This window comes from Clostridium vitabionis (genome assembly GCF_015351765.1).
GTDB lineage: Bacteria > Bacillota > Clostridia > Lachnospirales > Lachnospiraceae > Clostridium_R > Clostridium_R vitabionis.
The window spans coordinates 1-17,716 of record NZ_JADKQA010000005.1; the positions used below are offsets into that span (position 1 = coordinate 1).

The 17,716-nt window shown below is 47.9% G+C and carries 22 protein-coding genes and 1 pseudogene; 1 reads left to right on the forward strand and 22 read right to left on the reverse strand.

Annotated elements, in window-relative coordinates; translation table 11 throughout:
- Window positions 1–171: 171 nt before the first annotated feature.
- The 21 genes and pseudogenes from ISF27_RS09860 to ISF27_RS09960 form a co-directional block, all read right to left on the reverse strand.
- Window positions 172–351, reverse strand: a complete 180-nt coding sequence (locus ISF27_RS09860; protein WP_194611334.1) for a cysteine-rich KTR domain-containing protein — start codon at window positions 349–351, stop codon at window positions 172–174.
- Window positions 352–550: 199 nt separating this feature from the next.
- Window positions 551–847 (reverse strand): hypothetical protein, encoded by a 297-nt coding sequence (locus tag ISF27_RS09865; protein WP_002592868.1) that lies wholly within the window; start codon window positions 845–847, stop codon window positions 551–553.
- Between the two features lie 134 nt (window positions 848–981).
- Window positions 982–1,173: a transposon-encoded TnpW family protein gene (locus tag ISF27_RS09870; protein WP_002592869.1), complete on the reverse strand. Its 192-nt coding sequence runs from the start codon at window positions 1,171–1,173 to the stop codon at window positions 982–984.
- A gap of 78 nt (window positions 1,174–1,251) precedes the next feature.
- Window positions 1,252–3,126: a recombinase family protein gene (locus ISF27_RS09875; protein ID WP_038286029.1), complete on the reverse strand. Its 1,875-nt coding sequence runs from the start codon at window positions 3,124–3,126 to the stop codon at window positions 1,252–1,254.
- 31 nt (window positions 3,127–3,157) lie between these two features.
- Window positions 3,158–3,463: pseudogene (locus ISF27_RS09880) on the reverse strand (VirD4-like conjugal transfer protein, CD1115 family); the annotation flags it as partial.
- A 59-nt stretch (window positions 3,464–3,522) separates the two neighbouring features.
- The gene (locus tag ISF27_RS09885) at window positions 3,523–4,050 is read right to left on the reverse strand and encodes a PcfB family protein (protein WP_194611336.1); all 528 of its coding nucleotides are present in this window, start codon (window positions 4,048–4,050) and stop codon (window positions 3,523–3,525) included.
- 98 nt (window positions 4,051–4,148) lie between these two features.
- Window positions 4,149–4,481: a hypothetical protein gene (locus ISF27_RS09890; protein ID WP_194611337.1), complete on the reverse strand. Its 333-nt coding sequence runs from the start codon at window positions 4,479–4,481 to the stop codon at window positions 4,149–4,151.
- Between the two features lie 14 nt (window positions 4,482–4,495).
- On the reverse strand, window positions 4,496–4,915 hold the full coding sequence (locus ISF27_RS09895; protein WP_194611338.1) for a hypothetical protein: 420 nt from the start codon (window positions 4,913–4,915) through the stop codon (window positions 4,496–4,498).
- Window positions 4,908–5,297: a replication initiator protein A gene (locus ISF27_RS09900; protein WP_194611339.1), complete on the reverse strand. Its 390-nt coding sequence runs from the start codon at window positions 5,295–5,297 to the stop codon at window positions 4,908–4,910. Before ISF27_RS09900 ends, ISF27_RS09895 begins: the two co-directional genes overlap by 8 nt.
- A gap of 165 nt (window positions 5,298–5,462) precedes the next feature.
- Entirely contained in the window at window positions 5,463–6,494 is a 1,032-nt protein-coding gene (locus ISF27_RS09905; protein WP_194611340.1) for a DUF5688 family protein, read from the reverse strand.
- Window positions 6,495–6,749: 255 nt separating this feature from the next.
- Window positions 6,750–7,826 carry a PDDEXK nuclease domain-containing protein gene (locus ISF27_RS09910; protein ID WP_194611341.1) on the reverse strand — a complete coding sequence of 359 codons (1,077 nt, stop codon included), beginning with the start codon at window positions 7,824–7,826 and terminating at the stop codon, window positions 6,750–6,752.
- Between the two features lie 49 nt (window positions 7,827–7,875).
- Window positions 7,876–8,535 carry a hypothetical protein gene (locus ISF27_RS09915; RefSeq protein WP_194611342.1) on the reverse strand — a complete coding sequence of 220 codons (660 nt, stop codon included), beginning with the start codon at window positions 8,533–8,535 and terminating at the stop codon, window positions 7,876–7,878.
- Between the two features lie 20 nt (window positions 8,536–8,555).
- On the reverse strand, window positions 8,556–8,747 hold the full coding sequence (locus ISF27_RS09920; protein WP_194611343.1) for a helix-turn-helix domain-containing protein: 192 nt from the start codon (window positions 8,745–8,747) through the stop codon (window positions 8,556–8,558).
- Window positions 8,748–8,830: 83 nt separating this feature from the next.
- Window positions 8,831–10,411 (reverse strand): transposase, encoded by a 1,581-nt coding sequence (locus ISF27_RS09925; protein WP_194611344.1) that lies wholly within the window; start codon window positions 10,409–10,411, stop codon window positions 8,831–8,833.
- A gap of 285 nt (window positions 10,412–10,696) precedes the next feature.
- A complete protein-coding gene (locus tag ISF27_RS09930; RefSeq protein ID WP_194611345.1) occupies window positions 10,697–11,728 on the reverse strand; it encodes a DUF6017 domain-containing protein in 1,032 nt (343 codons plus the stop codon).
- Between the two features lie 29 nt (window positions 11,729–11,757).
- The gene (locus ISF27_RS09935; protein WP_194611346.1) at window positions 11,758–12,123 is read right to left on the reverse strand and encodes a replication initiator protein A; all 366 of its coding nucleotides are present in this window, start codon (window positions 12,121–12,123) and stop codon (window positions 11,758–11,760) included.
- A 13-nt stretch (window positions 12,124–12,136) separates the two neighbouring features.
- Entirely contained in the window at window positions 12,137–13,108 is a 972-nt protein-coding gene (locus ISF27_RS09940) for a ParB/RepB/Spo0J family partition protein (protein WP_194611347.1), read from the reverse strand.
- Window positions 13,077–13,883: a ParA family protein gene (locus ISF27_RS09945; protein ID WP_194611348.1), complete on the reverse strand. Its 807-nt coding sequence runs from the start codon at window positions 13,881–13,883 to the stop codon at window positions 13,077–13,079. The genes ISF27_RS09940 and ISF27_RS09945 overlap by 32 nt, the downstream gene beginning before the upstream one ends.
- A complete protein-coding gene (locus ISF27_RS09950; RefSeq protein WP_235986277.1) occupies window positions 13,876–14,307 on the reverse strand; it encodes a plasmid mobilization protein in 432 nt (143 codons plus the stop codon). Before ISF27_RS09950 ends, ISF27_RS09945 begins: the two co-directional genes overlap by 8 nt.
- Entirely contained in the window at window positions 14,285–15,385 is a 1,101-nt protein-coding gene (locus ISF27_RS09955; protein ID WP_194611349.1) for a site-specific integrase, read from the reverse strand. Before ISF27_RS09955 ends, ISF27_RS09950 begins: the two co-directional genes overlap by 23 nt.
- A 3-nt stretch (window positions 15,386–15,388) precedes the next feature.
- Window positions 15,389–15,580, reverse strand: a complete 192-nt coding sequence (locus ISF27_RS09960; RefSeq protein WP_194611350.1) for a DNA-binding protein — start codon at window positions 15,578–15,580, stop codon at window positions 15,389–15,391.
- Between the two features lie 217 nt (window positions 15,581–15,797).
- On the opposite strand from ISF27_RS09960, the gene ISF27_RS09965 reads away from it, so the two are divergent.
- The gene (locus tag ISF27_RS09965) at window positions 15,798–16,442 is read left to right on the forward strand and encodes a helix-turn-helix domain-containing protein (RefSeq protein WP_194611351.1); all 645 of its coding nucleotides are present in this window, start codon (window positions 15,798–15,800) and stop codon (window positions 16,440–16,442) included.
- An 800-nt stretch (window positions 16,443–17,242) separates the two neighbouring features.
- Here the strand turns inward: ISF27_RS09965 and ISF27_RS13630 are convergent.
- Window positions 17,243–17,431, reverse strand: coding sequence for an RNA 2'-phosphotransferase (locus tag ISF27_RS13630; RefSeq protein ID WP_407926082.1), 189 nt, complete (start codon window positions 17,429–17,431; stop codon window positions 17,243–17,245).
- Window positions 17,432–17,716: the final 285 nt, after the last annotated feature.

Sequence of the window (17,716 nt, forward strand, 5' to 3'; positions counted from 1 at the left end):
CCAGAATTCCGGGCTGCACTGTACGGTTGGCAGCCGTCCAGATACCTTTGCAGTTTGCTAAAATTGGACCCAATGTTGAGCAGACACTAAGTAAATCCGTATGGGTCATTCAATATTTCCGTAGGTGTACTTTTAGGTAAGTGTTTCATTTAATATCCTTCCTTTTCAAAATTAAAAAGTTTGTTTTTCAGAGTTTTTGATTATGATTTCTAATTTTTCAACATCAACGATATGTGTTAATTTACATTTAGGGCAGAAAAGAGGAAAATTTCTTAATACCGTATTATAAAATACTTGAACCCTCGTCTTTCCGTCAATTCTCAACATGAGCATTGACCTGCATTTATACATATAACACTACAACAAAATTAAGGCATAGTTTTTATACTATGTCTATACATCGTTAGTTTTGTTGTATAGCATACGCAAAATAAGCATGACAAAAAAGCCCATATTGAAAATGGGAAAAATCTTTTTTGATTTCAATGCTTATCGAATACGCATGCTATGTCAATTTAAAGTATAGCACAAAACTATGAACATTTCAACTCTATTTCAGCCTGTCGGCGACGTTGCTCTCTCTGGCATACCGCCGCGCCGCTTCCCGCCGTTCCTCGCTGTATGGGGCGGTCAGACGGAAAGAGAAGCGGCCTTTCTCAATGTCAAACTCCATGCAGCCCGTTTCCGGGTCTGCGTCAGTCTGCTGGCAGATCGCCGGATAACGGCGGCTGTATGCAAGCAGACGCTTTTTCAAGGCGGTGTTGTGGGTGCGGATATGGATAAGGGGGTCTTTCTCGTCAAACCAAATATCGGTGGTCTTTTCCTGCTTGGTAAGCCCTGTTCTCATGCAAACTCCTTTCTGTGCCCCTGTTACGCAATAGGGGCATTTTTCGGGTGTTTTCTCCGGCTCTTGACTTGGAGAAAACGGCGTTTTTGACGATAAAAACCGCCCGGACGTGGAATGTATCGTCGGGGCGGCTGTTATCGCAAGATTTCCGATTTTTCCGGCTCTTGACCGTCAGACGCAGATAAACACGAACTGTCGGCAAGTATCGTCTTGAGCAGCTTGTCGCGGAATGTTTCTGTGCTGCTGTGATTGAAAAATAACTCCGCAACAATAGTCTGCCCGTTTCTCTGCGTCGTGATGATACTGTCGGGGGTCTGTTCTGCCATAGGCAGCTCCTTTCTCCGGGCACAAAAGAGGGACTTCCCGTAGCCGGAAAATCCCTCTTGGTTGTCGGTTATTCTGTTTTACTGTGCGGGCTGTGCGGCGGCGGTCTGCGCCTTTCTCCTTGCCCGGTATTCCCGCGCCTTGATACGCTCATACTCCCGCTGCTTTTCAAGGTTTCGCGCCCGGTACTCCCTTGAATACTTCCGGTGGTAGGCGCGGCTCTTTTCCTTTTTGGCTTCTTCGATTTCTTCCCGCATTTGCCGGATTTCCTGCTCTGTCGGCTCTGCAAGCTGCGTTACTTCGTTCTCAAATCTGCCGATATAGTTGAAATATATGCTGATGTGCTGGATTGCGTATCTCGCCCTTTTCTGGTCGCGCTCATGCACTTCAATCCTGCTGATAAACTCGTTGAGAATGGCGGGGGTGAGGTCAGTAAAGGCGGCATGGCGTTCCGTCAGCTTCAAAAACTTCTGCGCCCGTCCTCCCGCGTTCTCATAAGCGGATAGCTGCTCTTGGAGTATGGAAAGCTCCGTTTTCAATGCGTAGTATTCTTCTGAATACTTCTGCGACATTTGCTCGTAGCGGTCTTGCGGGATAGTGCCGAGGGCGTTGTCCTCATAGAGCTTGTTCAGCACCTTGTCGATCTGTTCAAGGCGCGTCGTGATTTGTGGGATACGCTTCTGCTGCTTTTTGGTCTGGTCGGTCTGCTGCATGGCAAGGTTCTTTTTCACTAAGGCTTCAAACTCCGCCCGGTTGCTGATAGAATAGTCCTCGATTTTCTTCAGCACTTCCGCGACGGTCTGCATGAGCAAGTCCGCGTCAATGATGTGCGGGGAATGGCATTTGGGGTTTTTGGCTTTTCCCTTGTGGTACTCGCTGCAATAGGCAACGTGCCGCTTGCCGCCGTTTCTGTAATCTATGCGGATGTGCATTTTTGCGCCGCAATCCTTACAGAAAAGCAAGCCCGACAAAGGGTGGATTTCCCCGTCCCCGTTGGGGCGTCTGACGGGCGCGTTTTCCAAAATCCGCTGTGCGGTTTCAAAGTCGGCGCGGTCAATAATCGGCTCATGCACATTTTCGGTTATCTGCCATTGGCTCCGGTCTACATAGTGGTTCCGCTTGTCCCGGAAATGCTTTGTAGTCTTGAAGTTGACTACATCGCCGCAATACTCCTGCCGTGTAAGGATATGGGTCAAAGTGGCTTTGTTCCACTTGTAACGGTTATCCTCATTGAGCGCCCTGTTTTTGCACGTTCCCCGCCCGCGCTCTTTCATGTAGAATGTGGGCGTTGGGATTTGCGCCTGCGTCAGATATACGGCGATTTGGTTGCGGTTTTTCCCGTCCAGAAACAGGCGAAAAATCAAACGGACAACTCCGGCGGCTTCCTCGTCGATTATCCAAAAATCCTTGTTGTCCGGGGATTTGACATAGCCATAGAGAGCTTCGGTGGCAATCGGCTTTCCACTCATGCCCTTCGTCTTAATGCCGGTCTTTACTTTCTTGCTGATGTCCTTTGCGTACCACTCCGACATGATGTTGATAAAGGGCGCAAACTCCAATGTGTCGGGCTTCTCGCTGTCTATCCCGTTGTTGACCGCGATAAAGCGCACATTGTTCCGTCTGAATATCTCCATAGCGTTGCCGACTTGGAGATAGTCGCGCCCCCAGCGGGTCATGTCTTTCATAATACACACGCCGATTTTACCGTTTTCTACGTCCTCTATCATGCGGGAGTAGGCGGAGCGGTCGAAAAATCTGCCGCTTTCATCGTCGTCAATGTAGTGCCGGATATTCGTCAATTTTAGCTGTCTGGCGTAGCTTTCCAAAAACTTCTTCTGGTTCTGTATGGAGTTGCTTTCGCCGCCGTCCCTGTCCTCGTCGCCTACGGAAAGGCGGGAGTAAAGGGCTGTGATTTTGTTGTAATCATTCATGTGCATATCCTCCTGTGCGTCCATGTAGAGTTCTTTACACTTAAGATTATGCACTCCACCGGGCAGAGCCGTACTCCTCGCCCTGCCGGTACTTCTTTGCGTTCTTTCCCTTCAGATACACGGCAAGCCGGAGCGCTGCGCCGCAGACAATGCCGACGATCAGATCCGTCGGATAGAGGCTCGGAAGCAGATTTTGAAATGCCAGCTGCAGCGTCCCGCTCTGAAAGATATCCTGCAGTTTCTCCGATGCATTGACTCCCTCTGCGAGTCTCCACGCCTCGCCGAAGTTGGTGAAGATCAGGCCGACGCTGATGTACGGGAGGCAGAGGATCAGCTTTTTCTTCCACTTACTGCCATTCAATCAGCCGCCTCCCTTCCTGCATCGCCGGGAGCCTCTAGGCAGAGGTGTTCCGGTAATGTTCATCGCACCTCCTCCTTCCTTTTCTCGACTTCTTTCCGCGGGATCGATGCGACAGCAGCCTTCAGCTTCTTCAGCGCCGCGAGGAGACTTGGCTTCTTCCTTCCGGCCTCTTTCTCCTTCTTCATGCACTTGGCTGAATACTCGTTCATTACTTTTTCGATCGTGTCCGCATCCTTCGCCTTGAAGAAGACCGTATACTTCGGCGGATCCTGGTACCTGCTCTTCACCACGGCAAAATCCATCCCGTAGCGCCGGGCAATCGGTTTGAAGTCTCCGATTCCAAGCTCGGAAATATCAATGTTCTTTGCTCCCTCGTCCTTTTTCAGAATTTCCTTTACGGACATCTCTTTTCCCGTACCGTTCAACTTCTCCATCACTTTCTCCGGTGCTGTTTTCATCTGCTGTATGAATTTTGCTAGTTCCTTTTCATTCAGCTGCACTGCCTTCCGTACGAAATAATACGCTACCTGTTTCGCCGGTCCCGCAACTGCATTAATCGTTTCTCTTGCAACCTCTTCATTCAGCAATATGATCACCTCCCTCCAGACAATGTCTTCTTCCGCACAGAGATGGCTGAATACGCAAGGTACAACCGACATCCTTCACCGATGTCCGTGGCAAATGATTAAGCACAGCCGACCACACCTTTCAGCGTCGTGACAATCACCTTTGCCTTCCTCGCAATGGCGATGTCATCTTCAACTTCTTCATTTCGTACATATCCGCAGATCACCAGAAAACGGGACCTTCGGAGCATATCTTCCGACATCTCACGCCTTCTCTTGTGGGCATCCTCCACATCCGGCGGGATAATCCCGTCAAAGGCAAGCACCGGGCAAAGAGGAAGGTATCCCTCCCTGACCAGCGCTGTGCAGTACCTCACTGCCTCATCCCTGGCAACGACCGGATTCTCATTCCACGCTGCCGTCACATAGGCTCTTGGAATCGTTCTGCTCATCTCTTCTGCCTCCTTCAGTCAATCTCCAATGCGGAAAATGTCAGTTCTCCCGCACGCAGCACTGCCATATGGTTCTCCAAAATATCCTGTACATGGCAGATTTCTTCGTCAGTCAGTGGTGTCAGCTTCTGATGCTCATTTTTCATGACGACAAAACTTCCTACGAAATACTTACTTCCCTCAACAAGGAATGACTTCGTCGCATTGTACAAAACGAGATATTTGCCGCCGCCGATGCTCAGACTTCCGAAATCACCGTTCAACTTGCAGAGAATATCTACTGATTCTCTGGGTTTCAAAAGACGCATCTGTCCATCCGTTCCGATGATTGGATAATGGAGATCCCTTTCCAGCAGTACCTTTTTGCCATGATCCTGCATTACCAGCCCGTCCTTCAAAGGATCGAGCGTTATATTAATCTTTACATCATTCATTTCTTTCCTTTCTGCCCGGAAACGATTCTCCTGGCCCCTTCAGATATATTCGATTTGGCTTTCCCTGCCCTTGCCGTTCCTTCTCAAGAAAACCCTTCTCCTGCAACTCTGTTATAAGCTTTCCTGCCGTTCTGACCGAGCACCCCAGTTCTTCCGAGATCTGCCGGATTGTGCAATAAATGTATCTCCTGCCCTTTTCGTCTTCCCACCCATACTTTTCAGCGAGGCAGGTCCGATAACGGAGAAGTCCATATAGCTGTCTCGACAATGGCGTTATCTCCCGGTATGGCTGCGCTTCGTACAATGACAAAGGAATTTGCGTAAAGCTGTTCTGTTCCGGCTCTTCCGTTCGGACACTGTCATTTGCCAGTTGCTTTTTCATTTTTACCTTTCAGTTTTTTATAGCAGGGAAAGCAATAATCGCGTCCCCTTCCATAGCAGCATGGATGCAGGCAGTTTCGAGGCATTGCAGTCTTGGTGGGAAATGCCGGCGGTATGGAATCCATCTTGCCGGTCCCGATCTTCTGTGAGTTATAAACTCTGCACATCAGATTTCATTGCCTCCCTTCACTTTTGATGTTGAAGCACGCTCTATCCTGTTTGCTTTTTCCTCGGAAACGCGCTGTGATTTCTCCGCGAGATTTTCAAGAAGTGACCCTTTTCTTCTGTCCCTTCTCTTCCTTGCCGCAAATTGTTCTGCCTTCTCAAAGATGTGTTCCCGTGAATCAAAGTGATAGGCATTATCACTGAGCCTCTCCTCCGGGGCTACTTCAGTTTGATTGACAGCCTGTACAAGATCAGTGAGCTCCTCCGCGTGAAGAAATCCATTGTCTTTTGCAAGAATCACCTCGTGTATGCTCGACGGAAGAATAAAAAAGTCTCCTTCAAGCTGCTGTGCTGCCTGATCAAGGAAGCCTGGATACGCAATTACTCCAGCTCCGTGAATTGCATCCGGAGAGGAAGCGACAAACAGGAACTCATCATCACCCAGAGGTTCCCGGTGCAGAACTTCCGACATTGGCGCAATGGATGCTGGTCGTATTCTGGCTGCATTTTCCAGAGCATCCCTCTGCAGCTGTTCTGGTGTTATGCCATACTGCTGTAGCAGGGAATTGTTGATCAGGATCGTCCCTTTCGAAATGTCATCCGGATCTGCCATCACCTTGCACACAAGCGCCATGTCGGCGATATTCCCGTGCGGGACATCACGAAGACAGTTTCTGCTCTGATTTCCAGAGACAAGATCTACAATCAGCCTGTCCTTTACATTTTCATAATCAGTAATGAAACTCGCATCCAGCCTTGACATCTGAGCAAGCGTGTGACTGATCTGATGTGTCAGATTTTCCGCGATCTCCTCCATCGGCATTCCTGAAAGATATGTCTCATACGCCTTTGAAAGATTCGCACTGACCGCCATTTCAGTGCCGTTCAGCTTCACGTTAACCGCCTCATAACTACCGCCAGCCGTTTCTACGCTTCTCACACCGACTGTAATGTGACCATACCCGTCCTCCTGCAGGCGATCGATCAGCTCATCCGTCACTCGGTCTGCAAAATTTTCAAATTCTTTTGTCATAGGCTCCTCTCTTTAATGCCTGCCAGATACTTCCGTTTTTCAGGCATAAGAAAAGCGCCAGACCCGTAACACATCTGTCACGAGCTGACGCTCAGGTAATGAATATGCTGTTTTCTTCTGCAAAAGAAAGACTCCGGTTTGGGATCTTCGGTTCCCTCTCCGATTGTCCAGTATAAGAATATCACCCGGAAAATCGCCTGGAAATACTCAGGCGGTACTCATCCGGTACTCAGTTGGTACTCACCGTCCGTCCGCTTAATTCAATTCCTGTTCGATTTCCTCAATGGTCGGCATGGACTGCTTGAAATTCTCCGGGATGAGTTTGGATAATTCATATTCTGAAACCCCAATGGGGACATTTACGCTGTTCAGTGCATATCTGGCAAGCACCGCATCTTTGGTCTTGCAGATCAGGAGCCCGATCGTCGGTGTATCGCCGTCCCTTTTCAGAATGCCGTCCACAGCGGCAACATACGTGCCGAGCTGTCCCATGTCTCCCGGTTCAAAAGCCCTGGTCTTGACTTCTATGACAACATAGCAATGCAGCGCAATGTTATAAAACAGTTCATCGATGAACTGTTCCGTCTTGCCGACATTCAGTCTGTACTCCCTCCCGACGAATGCGAAACCAGTCCCCAATTCGAGAAGGAAGCGCTGGATATTGTCCATCAGGGCATCTTTCAGCTCTTTCTCATCGTATCGTTCCCGTAACGTCAGGAAGTCAAAATTGTAGGGATCCTTTGTCATCTGCTGTGCGAGGTCGCTCTCCGCATCCGGCAGCCGCTTATCAAAATTCGTGATCGCCTTTCCCTGCCGCTCATAAAGATCCGTATCAAGGAAGTTCAGGAGGACAGCCCGGGACCAGTTGTTTTCCATGGTCTTCTCTGCGTAAAACAAGGCTTTTTTCGGATCATCTCCGCATTTGTCCAAAATATTCACGATATGTCCCCACGGGATACAGAATATCGGGGATAATTGTGCAACAGCTTGTTGCAGAATTTCAGTTCCTTCAGAAACTGCAACAGCTTGTTGCGAAATTTCAGGGGAAGAAAACAGTCGATAATAGTGGTTCATGTACCGCAGGTTCCGTGGTGAGAAGGAATGCATGCCTGGCAAAGCTGCCTTTAAGTCCTTGCTGATCTGCTCATACAACTTTGATCCCCAACTGTATTTCTGTTTTTCCTGCTCAATACCTTCTCCAAGTCTCCAATAAAACTTCAGCATCTCAGAGTTTACTGTTGACGCAGCCTTTATCTGGCTTTTCCTAAAGTCACTGCTGATCTGCTGTATCCAGCGTTTATATTCATCATCTATTCTGATCTGATCACTCATGAATTATTCTCCCCTAACGGAACCACTGACAGCTTCAGGCTGCCAGACTTTATGAATACAACATATCCTGCTCGTTTTCACTATTTCGCCCAAATATGACGACAGCCAATAAAATCAGAACTGCTCCGGCCACACACATCGTATTGATGATCATTTCGATTCTGTTGGCACTGCGTCCAAGTCCGACAAAATACGGTTTCCAGATACCTTCCGCCAGGAATCCGAAGAGACTTACTGCAGACAGGCCGTACAGCGCACCAGAGAGAATGCCCGCAAGGATTCCTCTGCTTCCATGTTCTTTCGGAAGATTTCGCAGATTGACCCGTACCGCGAATACCGAAAGTAAAAGGTAAACGACCGAGACAAAAAGGCAATACCCCATGGAATCCGGAGTCAGTTCTTCAAAGACAACCGCTCCGATCGCACCCATAAAAACACAGCAGAAAAACGTAATCACTGCACGGGAAACATGCTTTATGTGCATCAGGACAGCAATTCCCGCCTCGACGAGTGCAAGAAGCACAATAAAACACATCCACGGATGTCCGGGAATCCACGTCTGAATTCCCGGATTCTGGCTGTAAATAATCAGGCTGGCGATGCCGCCAAGCACATACGGCATATACGCCAGCGTTAGTCCCATGACTGCCAACGCTATACAGACAGCCAGATAGATCAGGTAGAGTATGACTCCGAACACGGCCATCATGGTAGAACCTCCTTGCAAGACTATTTTTTGATCAGTTTTTCCATCTCCACTTTATAGGCGATCAGCCGGAGAAGATACCCCGGCATTTTGCGGTGTCCCAGCTCCCAATCCGTGATCGTCGGATAAGGTATGCCGAAATATTCCGCGAATTCCTTTCGATTCATCCCTGTACTCTCGCGAATGGGCGTGTGAAAAAACGAAAGTTTTTTCATGCGTCCTTTTCCTTTCGTAGATAAAATCAGCTTTTTCCCTTAAAAAGGGTATAATTCCCCTTTCCCCATAAATCGGATGCTTATCAGGCAAATGCAACAGTGCTTTTTCTCATCTGCTTGTTGTAAAATTTATAGAGATTCTGTCCGATAGAAACCAGAAAGACTTCAAGCACTACGGATTTGAGGCCTCTTCGGACAATTCTTTTATACCATCTGTCATTCTTCATGATACCAAATGTTCCTTCGGCCTGTATTGATCGGTTCATTCTGAGAAGCGCTCCGTGGATACTTTCCAGATTGCTGATCACTTCCTTGTGCATAGCTGTGAGTTCCCGGTTGATCCTTACCGTTCGGTTCTTATCTGTCTTTTTGCATCTCGCCGCATAGGGACAGCCGCGGCAGTCTTCGCATTGATAGATTTCTTCCTGCCTTCCGTACTGATTTCCTCGCACATTCCTGCGGTACTGCAGATGAAACGCCTTTCCATTTGGACAGCGCATGATTCCGTCTTTACCGATTGGAAAATTCACTGCACGGAATGGATCGTCATGGTAGTTCCGGTCTTTCGTCTCTTTCTTGAACATGGGAAATTTCATGTATTTTTCCATTCCGGATTGTTCGCAGAAAATATAGTTGTTGTAGGAGCCATAGCCTGCATCCGCAACCGGATATTTCGGATAGAAACCATAGACTTTCTTGAATTTATTCATTAACGGGACAAAACAGTCCATGTCTGAGCGGTAGTGATTTACATCAACGACTGCGATATATTCGTCGGCGACGCCAACCTGAACATTATAGGCAGGAAGAAGCTGATCATTCCTCATGTAGTCCGTTTTGATCCGCATAAAAGTGGCGGAGTGATCTGTCTTGGAATAGCTGTTTCTTTCATCACCGCAGATAGAGATCTTTTCAACATACTCTTCAAGCTTGCCGGCATATTCTACAAGTTTCTCATAATGGCGCTGCTGAATCGTTTTGCGGTGGCCTCTTCCGTGAACGAACTCGGTTTCCTTCAGCTGATACAGTTCAGCATACTTTTCTGCCGCTTCCCTGATGTACTCGGGAGCGTATTCTGTATTGATACTGAATCGGACATTTGTGTACTGTAATTCGTCGTTGATCGCATTGAACAGCGCTGTTATCTTGTTAAAGAGCCGGTATCTTGACTTTTCTGTGGCCTTCTTCCAAACCCAGGAGTATTTGTTTGCGTTCGCTTCAAACTTGGAACCATCTATGTAGAGATGCTGAAGATCCACGTGTTCTTTCTCGAATATCGTTTTATTTATGTCGTTGAATATTTCTTCGATGGAATCCCCTAGAACCTCATTGATAAAGTATCCAAAAGTGCGATAAGACGGAGTTTCGTGCTCCATAAGATACATGAAACGGAGATTGATCCGGCACTGGTCCTCCAGTTCACGCAATGAAATATAGCCATTCATCATGAATCCGAATAATACTGTTTTCAACATGCTGACCGGGTTATATCTCAGCCTGCCCGTATAATGTTTCGGTAAGCATTTGAGATATTTCTCCAGCTTGATTTCTCCCATGAATCTGTCAAAAGTCAGCACCGGATCACAAATATCCAGATAATCAGAAATAAGCATTGGCAAAACTGCCTGTTTGGGATTAGAATAAATGTTGTTAATATTAAACATCACAATTTAATTTTAACACAAAAAGAAGAACCTCGGGCTCTCACGAGTCCTTGGTTCTTCTTTTTATGGGCTGTGTTTTTTCACAGCCCCATTCCTATTCTCCAGATTGTTTTTTTCATCCTCGTCCATGATGATCACCCCTATGTATTTATGCATTGCATATTTTTCTAATTTCATTATATTTATGCTCTGCATAAATGACAAGCACTTTTCACGTAATCCTCAAATATTCCAGCAATAATGCAGAATTGACGTGCCGGATTACTTACGGCTCTCACTTTTTCTTCAGCGCCTTGCCAGCTCCGGCATGTCATGATTCACTTCTGCCTGATAGTAACCGTCTATCGTCGCCGGTGCATTGAATAAGGCCGCAAGCATGTATTTACGGATGTTGCGGACTTTGGTTGTATTAGCCAGGATGCAGTCAATCACGTACTGGATGTGATCATATCGCAGTTTTCGAAAACGCTCCCGGACAAGTTCAACCGGCAGGCGACTGCTGGCAATCACGATGCTCTCTGACTGCGATGCTTCAATCTCAAGCATCAGCTCACAGATTCCATCAATCATTTCGTCCTGAAACGGGTATTTTTGTAGAAGGGCTTCATAATCGATTCTATTTCGGATCTCCCTCATCGGATTCGCCGCTCCTGTAACCGCTCCGCTCTGATTGCCATGATTCTCCAAAGATGCCGTCCGGATATTATCTGCCTTCCCCTCCGCCAGAGATACGATAAGATCAGATGAGATAAGCTCCCTCTCCGTCTGATTCATTTCAGTATTACTCTTATTATTCTTATTAGGGTTGGTTTTTCCAACCTCTAGAGGTTTATTTTTCAAACTTTCAGAAGTTTGTTTTTCGGACTTCTTGAAGTTTGTTTTTCCAACTTCTGAGGCAGGTTCCGGCAACTCCTCCGACGACTTTTTCTGCGCTTTTCCGGCATCCGTCGGGATAAAGAAGTTCTTTACATAAATCACGGTAGGTTTTCCCTGACCTTGCCGCCGCTTCTCAATCAGGCCAATCCCCTTCTCACTGTCCAGCTCGGAGAGCAACTGCACCGCCTTGTTCTTCCTGCAGTTCAGATATTCCATCGTATCTTCAACGGAAAAATAGATATAAACCCGGTTCTGCGCATCTATCCAGTGATTTTTGACAGACAGACTGATACGGTCCAGCATCAGACCATACAATACCTTGGCATCCGTGGACAGATTCCGGAAATAACTGTTCGTAAACAGCTGCTTGGGAATACGGTAGAACGTGAACTGATCCGCTTCGCCTCCAGTGAAATATTTCAGGATCGGTTTCTCATCCATAGCGCCCCCCCTCTCCAGAAGTGCACAATTTACACTTCATGATTACTCGCCGGAAGGAAATTCCGGACATAAATCCGATTCGGAAATCCACGGCCCTGCTTTCTCCGCTCAATCAATCCGACCTTCTCCAGCTCCAGAAGGCAACTCTTAACCTTCCTCTCGGACAAATGAAGCTCCTCTGTGAGTTCCGGCACCGGGTAAATGACATACACATGACCATCTGCGTCCAGCCAGCGGTTTTTTGGAGAGGAGCTCATCCGATCGAATAACAGCCCGTACAGTATTCTCGACGGATTAGACAGATCTGAGAAATAATCATTGCTGATCAAAGTCTTTGGGATTCGGACAAACTCATACTGCTCCGCTTCACTGCCCGCGATATAAGAAAACTGCATGCCGCCCTCCTTCTTAATCCTGATGATTTTCTGCACTCCATTCCTGCAGGAGCTTTAGAATGACCTCTTTCCTCTGCTGCCCAGAGAAGTGCGGAGGAAAAAATTGATTGAGCTTCGCACCGGAGAATGTCACACGCCCTGTATCCTTTGGCTTCGGGAGCGCATCATTCATCAGCTGAATCAGTGTGAACTGTGTCAGTTGCTCCGGGTGATCCACCGCGCGGACTGCCAAGATCTGCTCCTTCTTCAGGAACCCGTTATCCTTCACATACTCATAGATCCACCCCTGAATCTGCCTGTCGAGATACGAGATCTCCACAGCAAGAGCGATGGCAATCCGCTTCTGATCGACAAATTCCAGGAGACGGGGATCCAACTCGGTGAGGCGGATATACCTAAGTACCTGCCTTCCACCCATACCAGCATCTTTTCCTACTTCTTCACTGCTCCAGGCGTCTCGTGACTTCTCGACTTTATGTCGAGAAGTGATAGGCTGCTTTTCATTCTCACCCGTTCTAAACTTCTCGCCACCAGGTCGAGAAGTGATATCCTTTCTAGCTCCCTGCCACCTCATGGCGTCCATCTTCATCTTCAGCGAGAAAGCTCTCTCACTCGGCAGGATTTCCTCGCGCTGCATGTTCGCGTCCACCATTGCGATAGTCGCTTCATCGTCGGTCATCGGTTTGATGATCGCCGGGATCGTCGTAAGGCCTGCAAGTTTCGCCGCGTGCATTCTCCGATGTCCGGAGATCATCTCATAGGTTCCCTCATCATCCGGTCGAACCAGTACCGGCACGAGTACGCCGTGCTGACGTATGCTCTCCACCAGTTCCTGCATCCTGTCATCATCCAAAACCTTAAATGGATGATTCTCAAACGGAAAAATCTGATCAATGCGGATTTCTGAAGTCGCGTCCTTTGCAACCGGCGCTCCCAGCAGTTCCTCAACCGACTCAAAATGCACCTTTTCTCTCTTCGCTGTCATTCTCCAGGACCTCCTCTGTCAATTCTCTGTATGCCTTTGCCGCCTTGCCCTGCGGATCGTAATCATAGATATTTTTCGCTGCCTGACTGGTTTCCGACGCCTTAACAGACATCGGAATCACCATCTGGAAAATCGGGATTGTGCCCCCGTAGGCCTGATTCACCTCTTCCACTATTTCCTTTGCATACAGCGTTCTTCTGTCCACCATCGTAAACAGAATCCCTTCAATCGTAAGCGCACTGTTGAGGCGCCGCTTCACCGTATAGATCGTCCGGATCAGCTGCTGCAGGCCGCGAACCGGCAGATATGCCGGCTGTACCGGGATCAGAACACTTCCGGCACAGGCCAGTGCATTTACCGTGAGCATTCCAAGCGACGGCATGCAGTCGATCAGGATATAGTCGTAATTACTTGAGATCCGCTCCATATAGGAGCGCAGCACCAGCTCGCGGCTCATCGCATTGACCAGAGAAACCTCCGCCGCAGAAAGATCGATACTGGAGGGAATCAGATCCATCCGCTCCGCGACAGAATGAATAGCATATCCTTCCGGAATCACTTCGTCATTTACGACTTTCATAAAAATGTCTGTGATTGTCCCATCCAGTTTGTCCGGCTCACGGAATCCCATGCTGATGGTCAGGGATGCCTGCGGATCGAGATCGATCATAAGAACTTTCTTCCCTGCCTCGGCAAGACCGGCGCCAAGGTTTACGACTGTAGTCGTCTTGCCGACGCCGCCTTTCTGATTTGCAATGGCCATAATCTTACTCATACTGCCTCTTCCTTTCTGCCATAAGCCTTTCCAGTTTTTGCAGGTGCATCATCTTGCTGTATTGCGTCTCCTGCATTACCGGCTGTTTTCCTTGCTTCTTCGGCTTCTCCTGAAATGCCTGCAGGATTTCCAGCATAGTCCGGACCGGCGTCATCAGCTCCTCATCCATTTCCGAGACGGAGTTCAGCCTTTTTAGCTCAGTCAGGATTTCCCTGAGATCCTTCCGGAACTGTACCAGCATCAACGCATTTCCAACGGCATTTACCTCATTATGAAGAACTGCATAGATCAGATAATCCTGCTTTGTCCGATATCCCAGCAGTTTCACTCTGTCATTCAGCTCCGCTTCTTCCTCCGGCGACATGCGAAAGGCGATAGTTCTGGACCGGAGGCGGTTGTGATCATCTTTGTTCTTTTGCGACATTCAGGATTGCCTCTCTTTCCTTGTTCAGCTCGGATGCCATTTCCGTCTGAATCGACGGGAACAGATGCGCATACCGGTAAGTAATATCCACTGCCTCATGACCTACCCGGTTACCGATGGCGAGAGCAGAGAATCCCATATTGATCAGTAGCGATACATGACTGTGCCGGAGATCATGAATCCGAATCCGTTTCACGCCGCTGAGCTTCACTCCACGATCCATCTCATGATGCAGAAAGCTCTTGCTGATGCAGAAGATCCGGTCCGTCGGACCGACCTTATACAGATGGCTCAGATACTCCTTCACTTCGAGTGTCAGAAATTCAGGCATAATGATGACACGTCTGCTTTTCGGCGTCTTTGGATCTGTGATGACATCCTCGCCGTGAATCCGCTGAAGAGATTTATTGATGCGGAGCGAATTTTTCTCCAGGTCGAAATCCTCCGGCGTAAGAGCCAGCAGTTCACCGAGACGGACGCCGCACCAGTACAGAATTTCAAACGCCATATACGTTTCTTCCTTGTCCGCCACCTTCTCAACAAAGGTTTCATATTCTTCCTGTGTCCAGAAACGCATTTCCCCGGTTTCTTCCTTTCCCATGTTGCCAGCTCTGCGGGCTGCATTAGACCGCAGCCCGTACAGATTCACGGCATGATTCAGAATGGCACTCAGCTGATTGTGAATCGTCTTCAGATACGTCTTGGAATACCCTTCGCCAAAAGAGTTCCGGTAGTTCAGCAGTTCATTCTGCCAGTTCACAATATCCGACGGTGTTATCTCCGACATTTTCTTATTTTTGAAATAAGGAAGGATCTTTGTCCGGATGATGTGCTCCTTGCTGTTCCACGTATTGAGACGGAGGCGCGGTTTCATGTCATTGCTGTAAACCTCAACGAAAGAGGAGAATGTCATGGACATGTCATAATGCTTTTGAAGCTTGAATGCCCGCTCCCATTCCACCGCGTCCTGCTTCTTCTCAAAGCCCCGCTTTGTCTTCTGTTTACGCTCGCCGGTCCAGTCCTCGTAATAAGTTCGGACTTCCCATTTTCCTGTCTTTTCATTCTTGATCACTGCCATGGATCAGTCCTCTTTTGCGGAGCTTCCGTAAAATACTTCCTCAAAATACTTACGGCTGATTCTACCTCTTACCGTGTGATACCCCTTGGCAATCATCTCGTCATTCAACTGGCGGATGATCTTGTATGCCATGCTGTCCGAAACACCAAGAATCTCCTGAATATCTGCTGCTTTCATAAATCTGCTGTCGTTCATTTCGTATCCTCCTGTACGCATGTTTTCGTTGTTTACAGTTCATTTATGAACTGTTTTCATGCTCTTATCCTAACAGTTCGTTTTTGAACTGTCAATACATCCTGGCAAAAAACATTACATTTCTGCACTGTTTTTGATATACTTACTGTAGTTCCGAAGCTCCGGAAGGCTGCTGACGAACAAAGGACCAGACAATCATGTACGAAAGAAGGAAGATATGCCTGACAAGGATTCCCTGTTCATCCACTCCATCGGCAGTAAGATCCGTCTCTACCGGAAGTATCGCGGACTGACGCAGAAGGAGCTCGGTGATGCATGTGGCTTAAATGAATCAACCATCCGAAACTATGAGCTTGGCAACCGGTATCCGGACAAGCAGACCCTGACACAGATTGCTGATACTCTTCACATTGATGTCTTCAGTCTCCTAGACCCGGATCCCAACGATCCGACCGGAGCCATTCATGTCCTGTTTGACATCGAGCGCTGCTACGGCCTCATTCCAAAGGAAATAGACGGCCGGCTGTGCCTTGTGCTCGATCAGGACGCAGATGCTGGTGTAAAGAAAACTCTCACCCCCTCTGAAAAGTTAAAACGTCTGCAGTTTCAGGAGAGCCTCGCCTTATGGGAGCATGTCCGCAAGGTTTACGACGAAGGCAATCTCCTGGACGAGGAATATGACGACTGGAAGAGCGCTTGGCCTGACTTTATCGACAAAGACCAGATGTACGGTTATACTCCGAATCCCGAAATCGCAAACAAACTCCAGAAACTGCAGGGTGAGAATAAAACGACTGCCGCACCGGATTCCGGGGCTAAAGCGAAAAGAAAACGCAAGCCGGAGAAGCAGGATACGGACTGAACGTGGCTGTGAAGTTAAAAAAAGCCGGGTTTCTCACCCGGTAAATTCATGGAAAACTGTCCCGAACGGGACAAGATAAAAAGACAGAAGAAAAATTTTACATCATTCATTCAGTGACGACTCATTTTTTTATATTGTCATTGTATTGTCACTGAACAGAAAGAGAGGCTGTAAACCCGCTAAATATAAGGGTCTACAGCCTCTCACTTATCATTCCAGCTCGAGTCTCCATAAAGAAATCTGCGTAATTTGTGTAGCGTCTATGCTACTTTTCTTCGGTTTTATCACTCCTTTTGATCACGCTAATTTATATCGCACTCAAAGTGTACTCAAAATGTACTCACAGCTTCAAACTGCTTCGCAGCTGGTGTCCCCAATTTGTACCCACTGGCTTCTTTGCCTGAATCAGTCGCCCTATCGTCACCTTGCGCGAAGTCAATATTAATCATGCCTGATCTCCTAATGTCCGTGATTTCCGCTTCCAACGTAATGTAATTCATCCATCGCATTAATAATCCTTTGAAGAGAACGGAGACTGATTGATAAATTTTCCGCCATTTCTTTCCGGATAATTCTGTTATTTGACTTTACCATTGCGAGAATGCCAGATTCATAGGATTCTCTTATTTTTTCTTCATCGTGAGTGCCACCGTGAGGGACATTGGCACTCACGCCTGTCCCCCAGCCTTCTCCGCAGTGCCGGTGGAATCTTACCGTAAATCCGTAATCGTCGGGACACCTCTTCTTGACCGCAGTCTCTTCATCCAGAGACAGGTGCACATACAGCCTCGACTTCGGGATCAATCCCTGTTTATCAATGGATGCCGTAAACTTTTCGCGGTTCCGTGATACAGGAATTCCGGCGGTTCCATTTCCTCCAGTTCCACATCTACTGGAATAGAATGTCCCTGATTTGCACGAATCAGCGTATGATCTTCGTTATAAGAATACCGTTGTTTCTCATCTGTTCTGACAATTTCGTCCAGCATATCTCTGTCAATCTTATATTCCCCAGATTGATCCCGGCAATCATATCATCAACATCCGCCTAGCCATGCTCATCCAGCGTGATGCCGATCGCCTCCGGCTTATGGCGAAGGATAAGACTGATAAAGCGGCTGGTACCGGTAAGTGAATCTGACATATCCAAAACTCATTCCTTTCCATAGACAGACGCATCTTCCGCGACCATTACTGTACGGTCTTCATACCCGTATGTGTAACATCTTTTCGGCGGCTCTTTGGGGATGTTTCCCGTGGCCGGATTGTTCGAG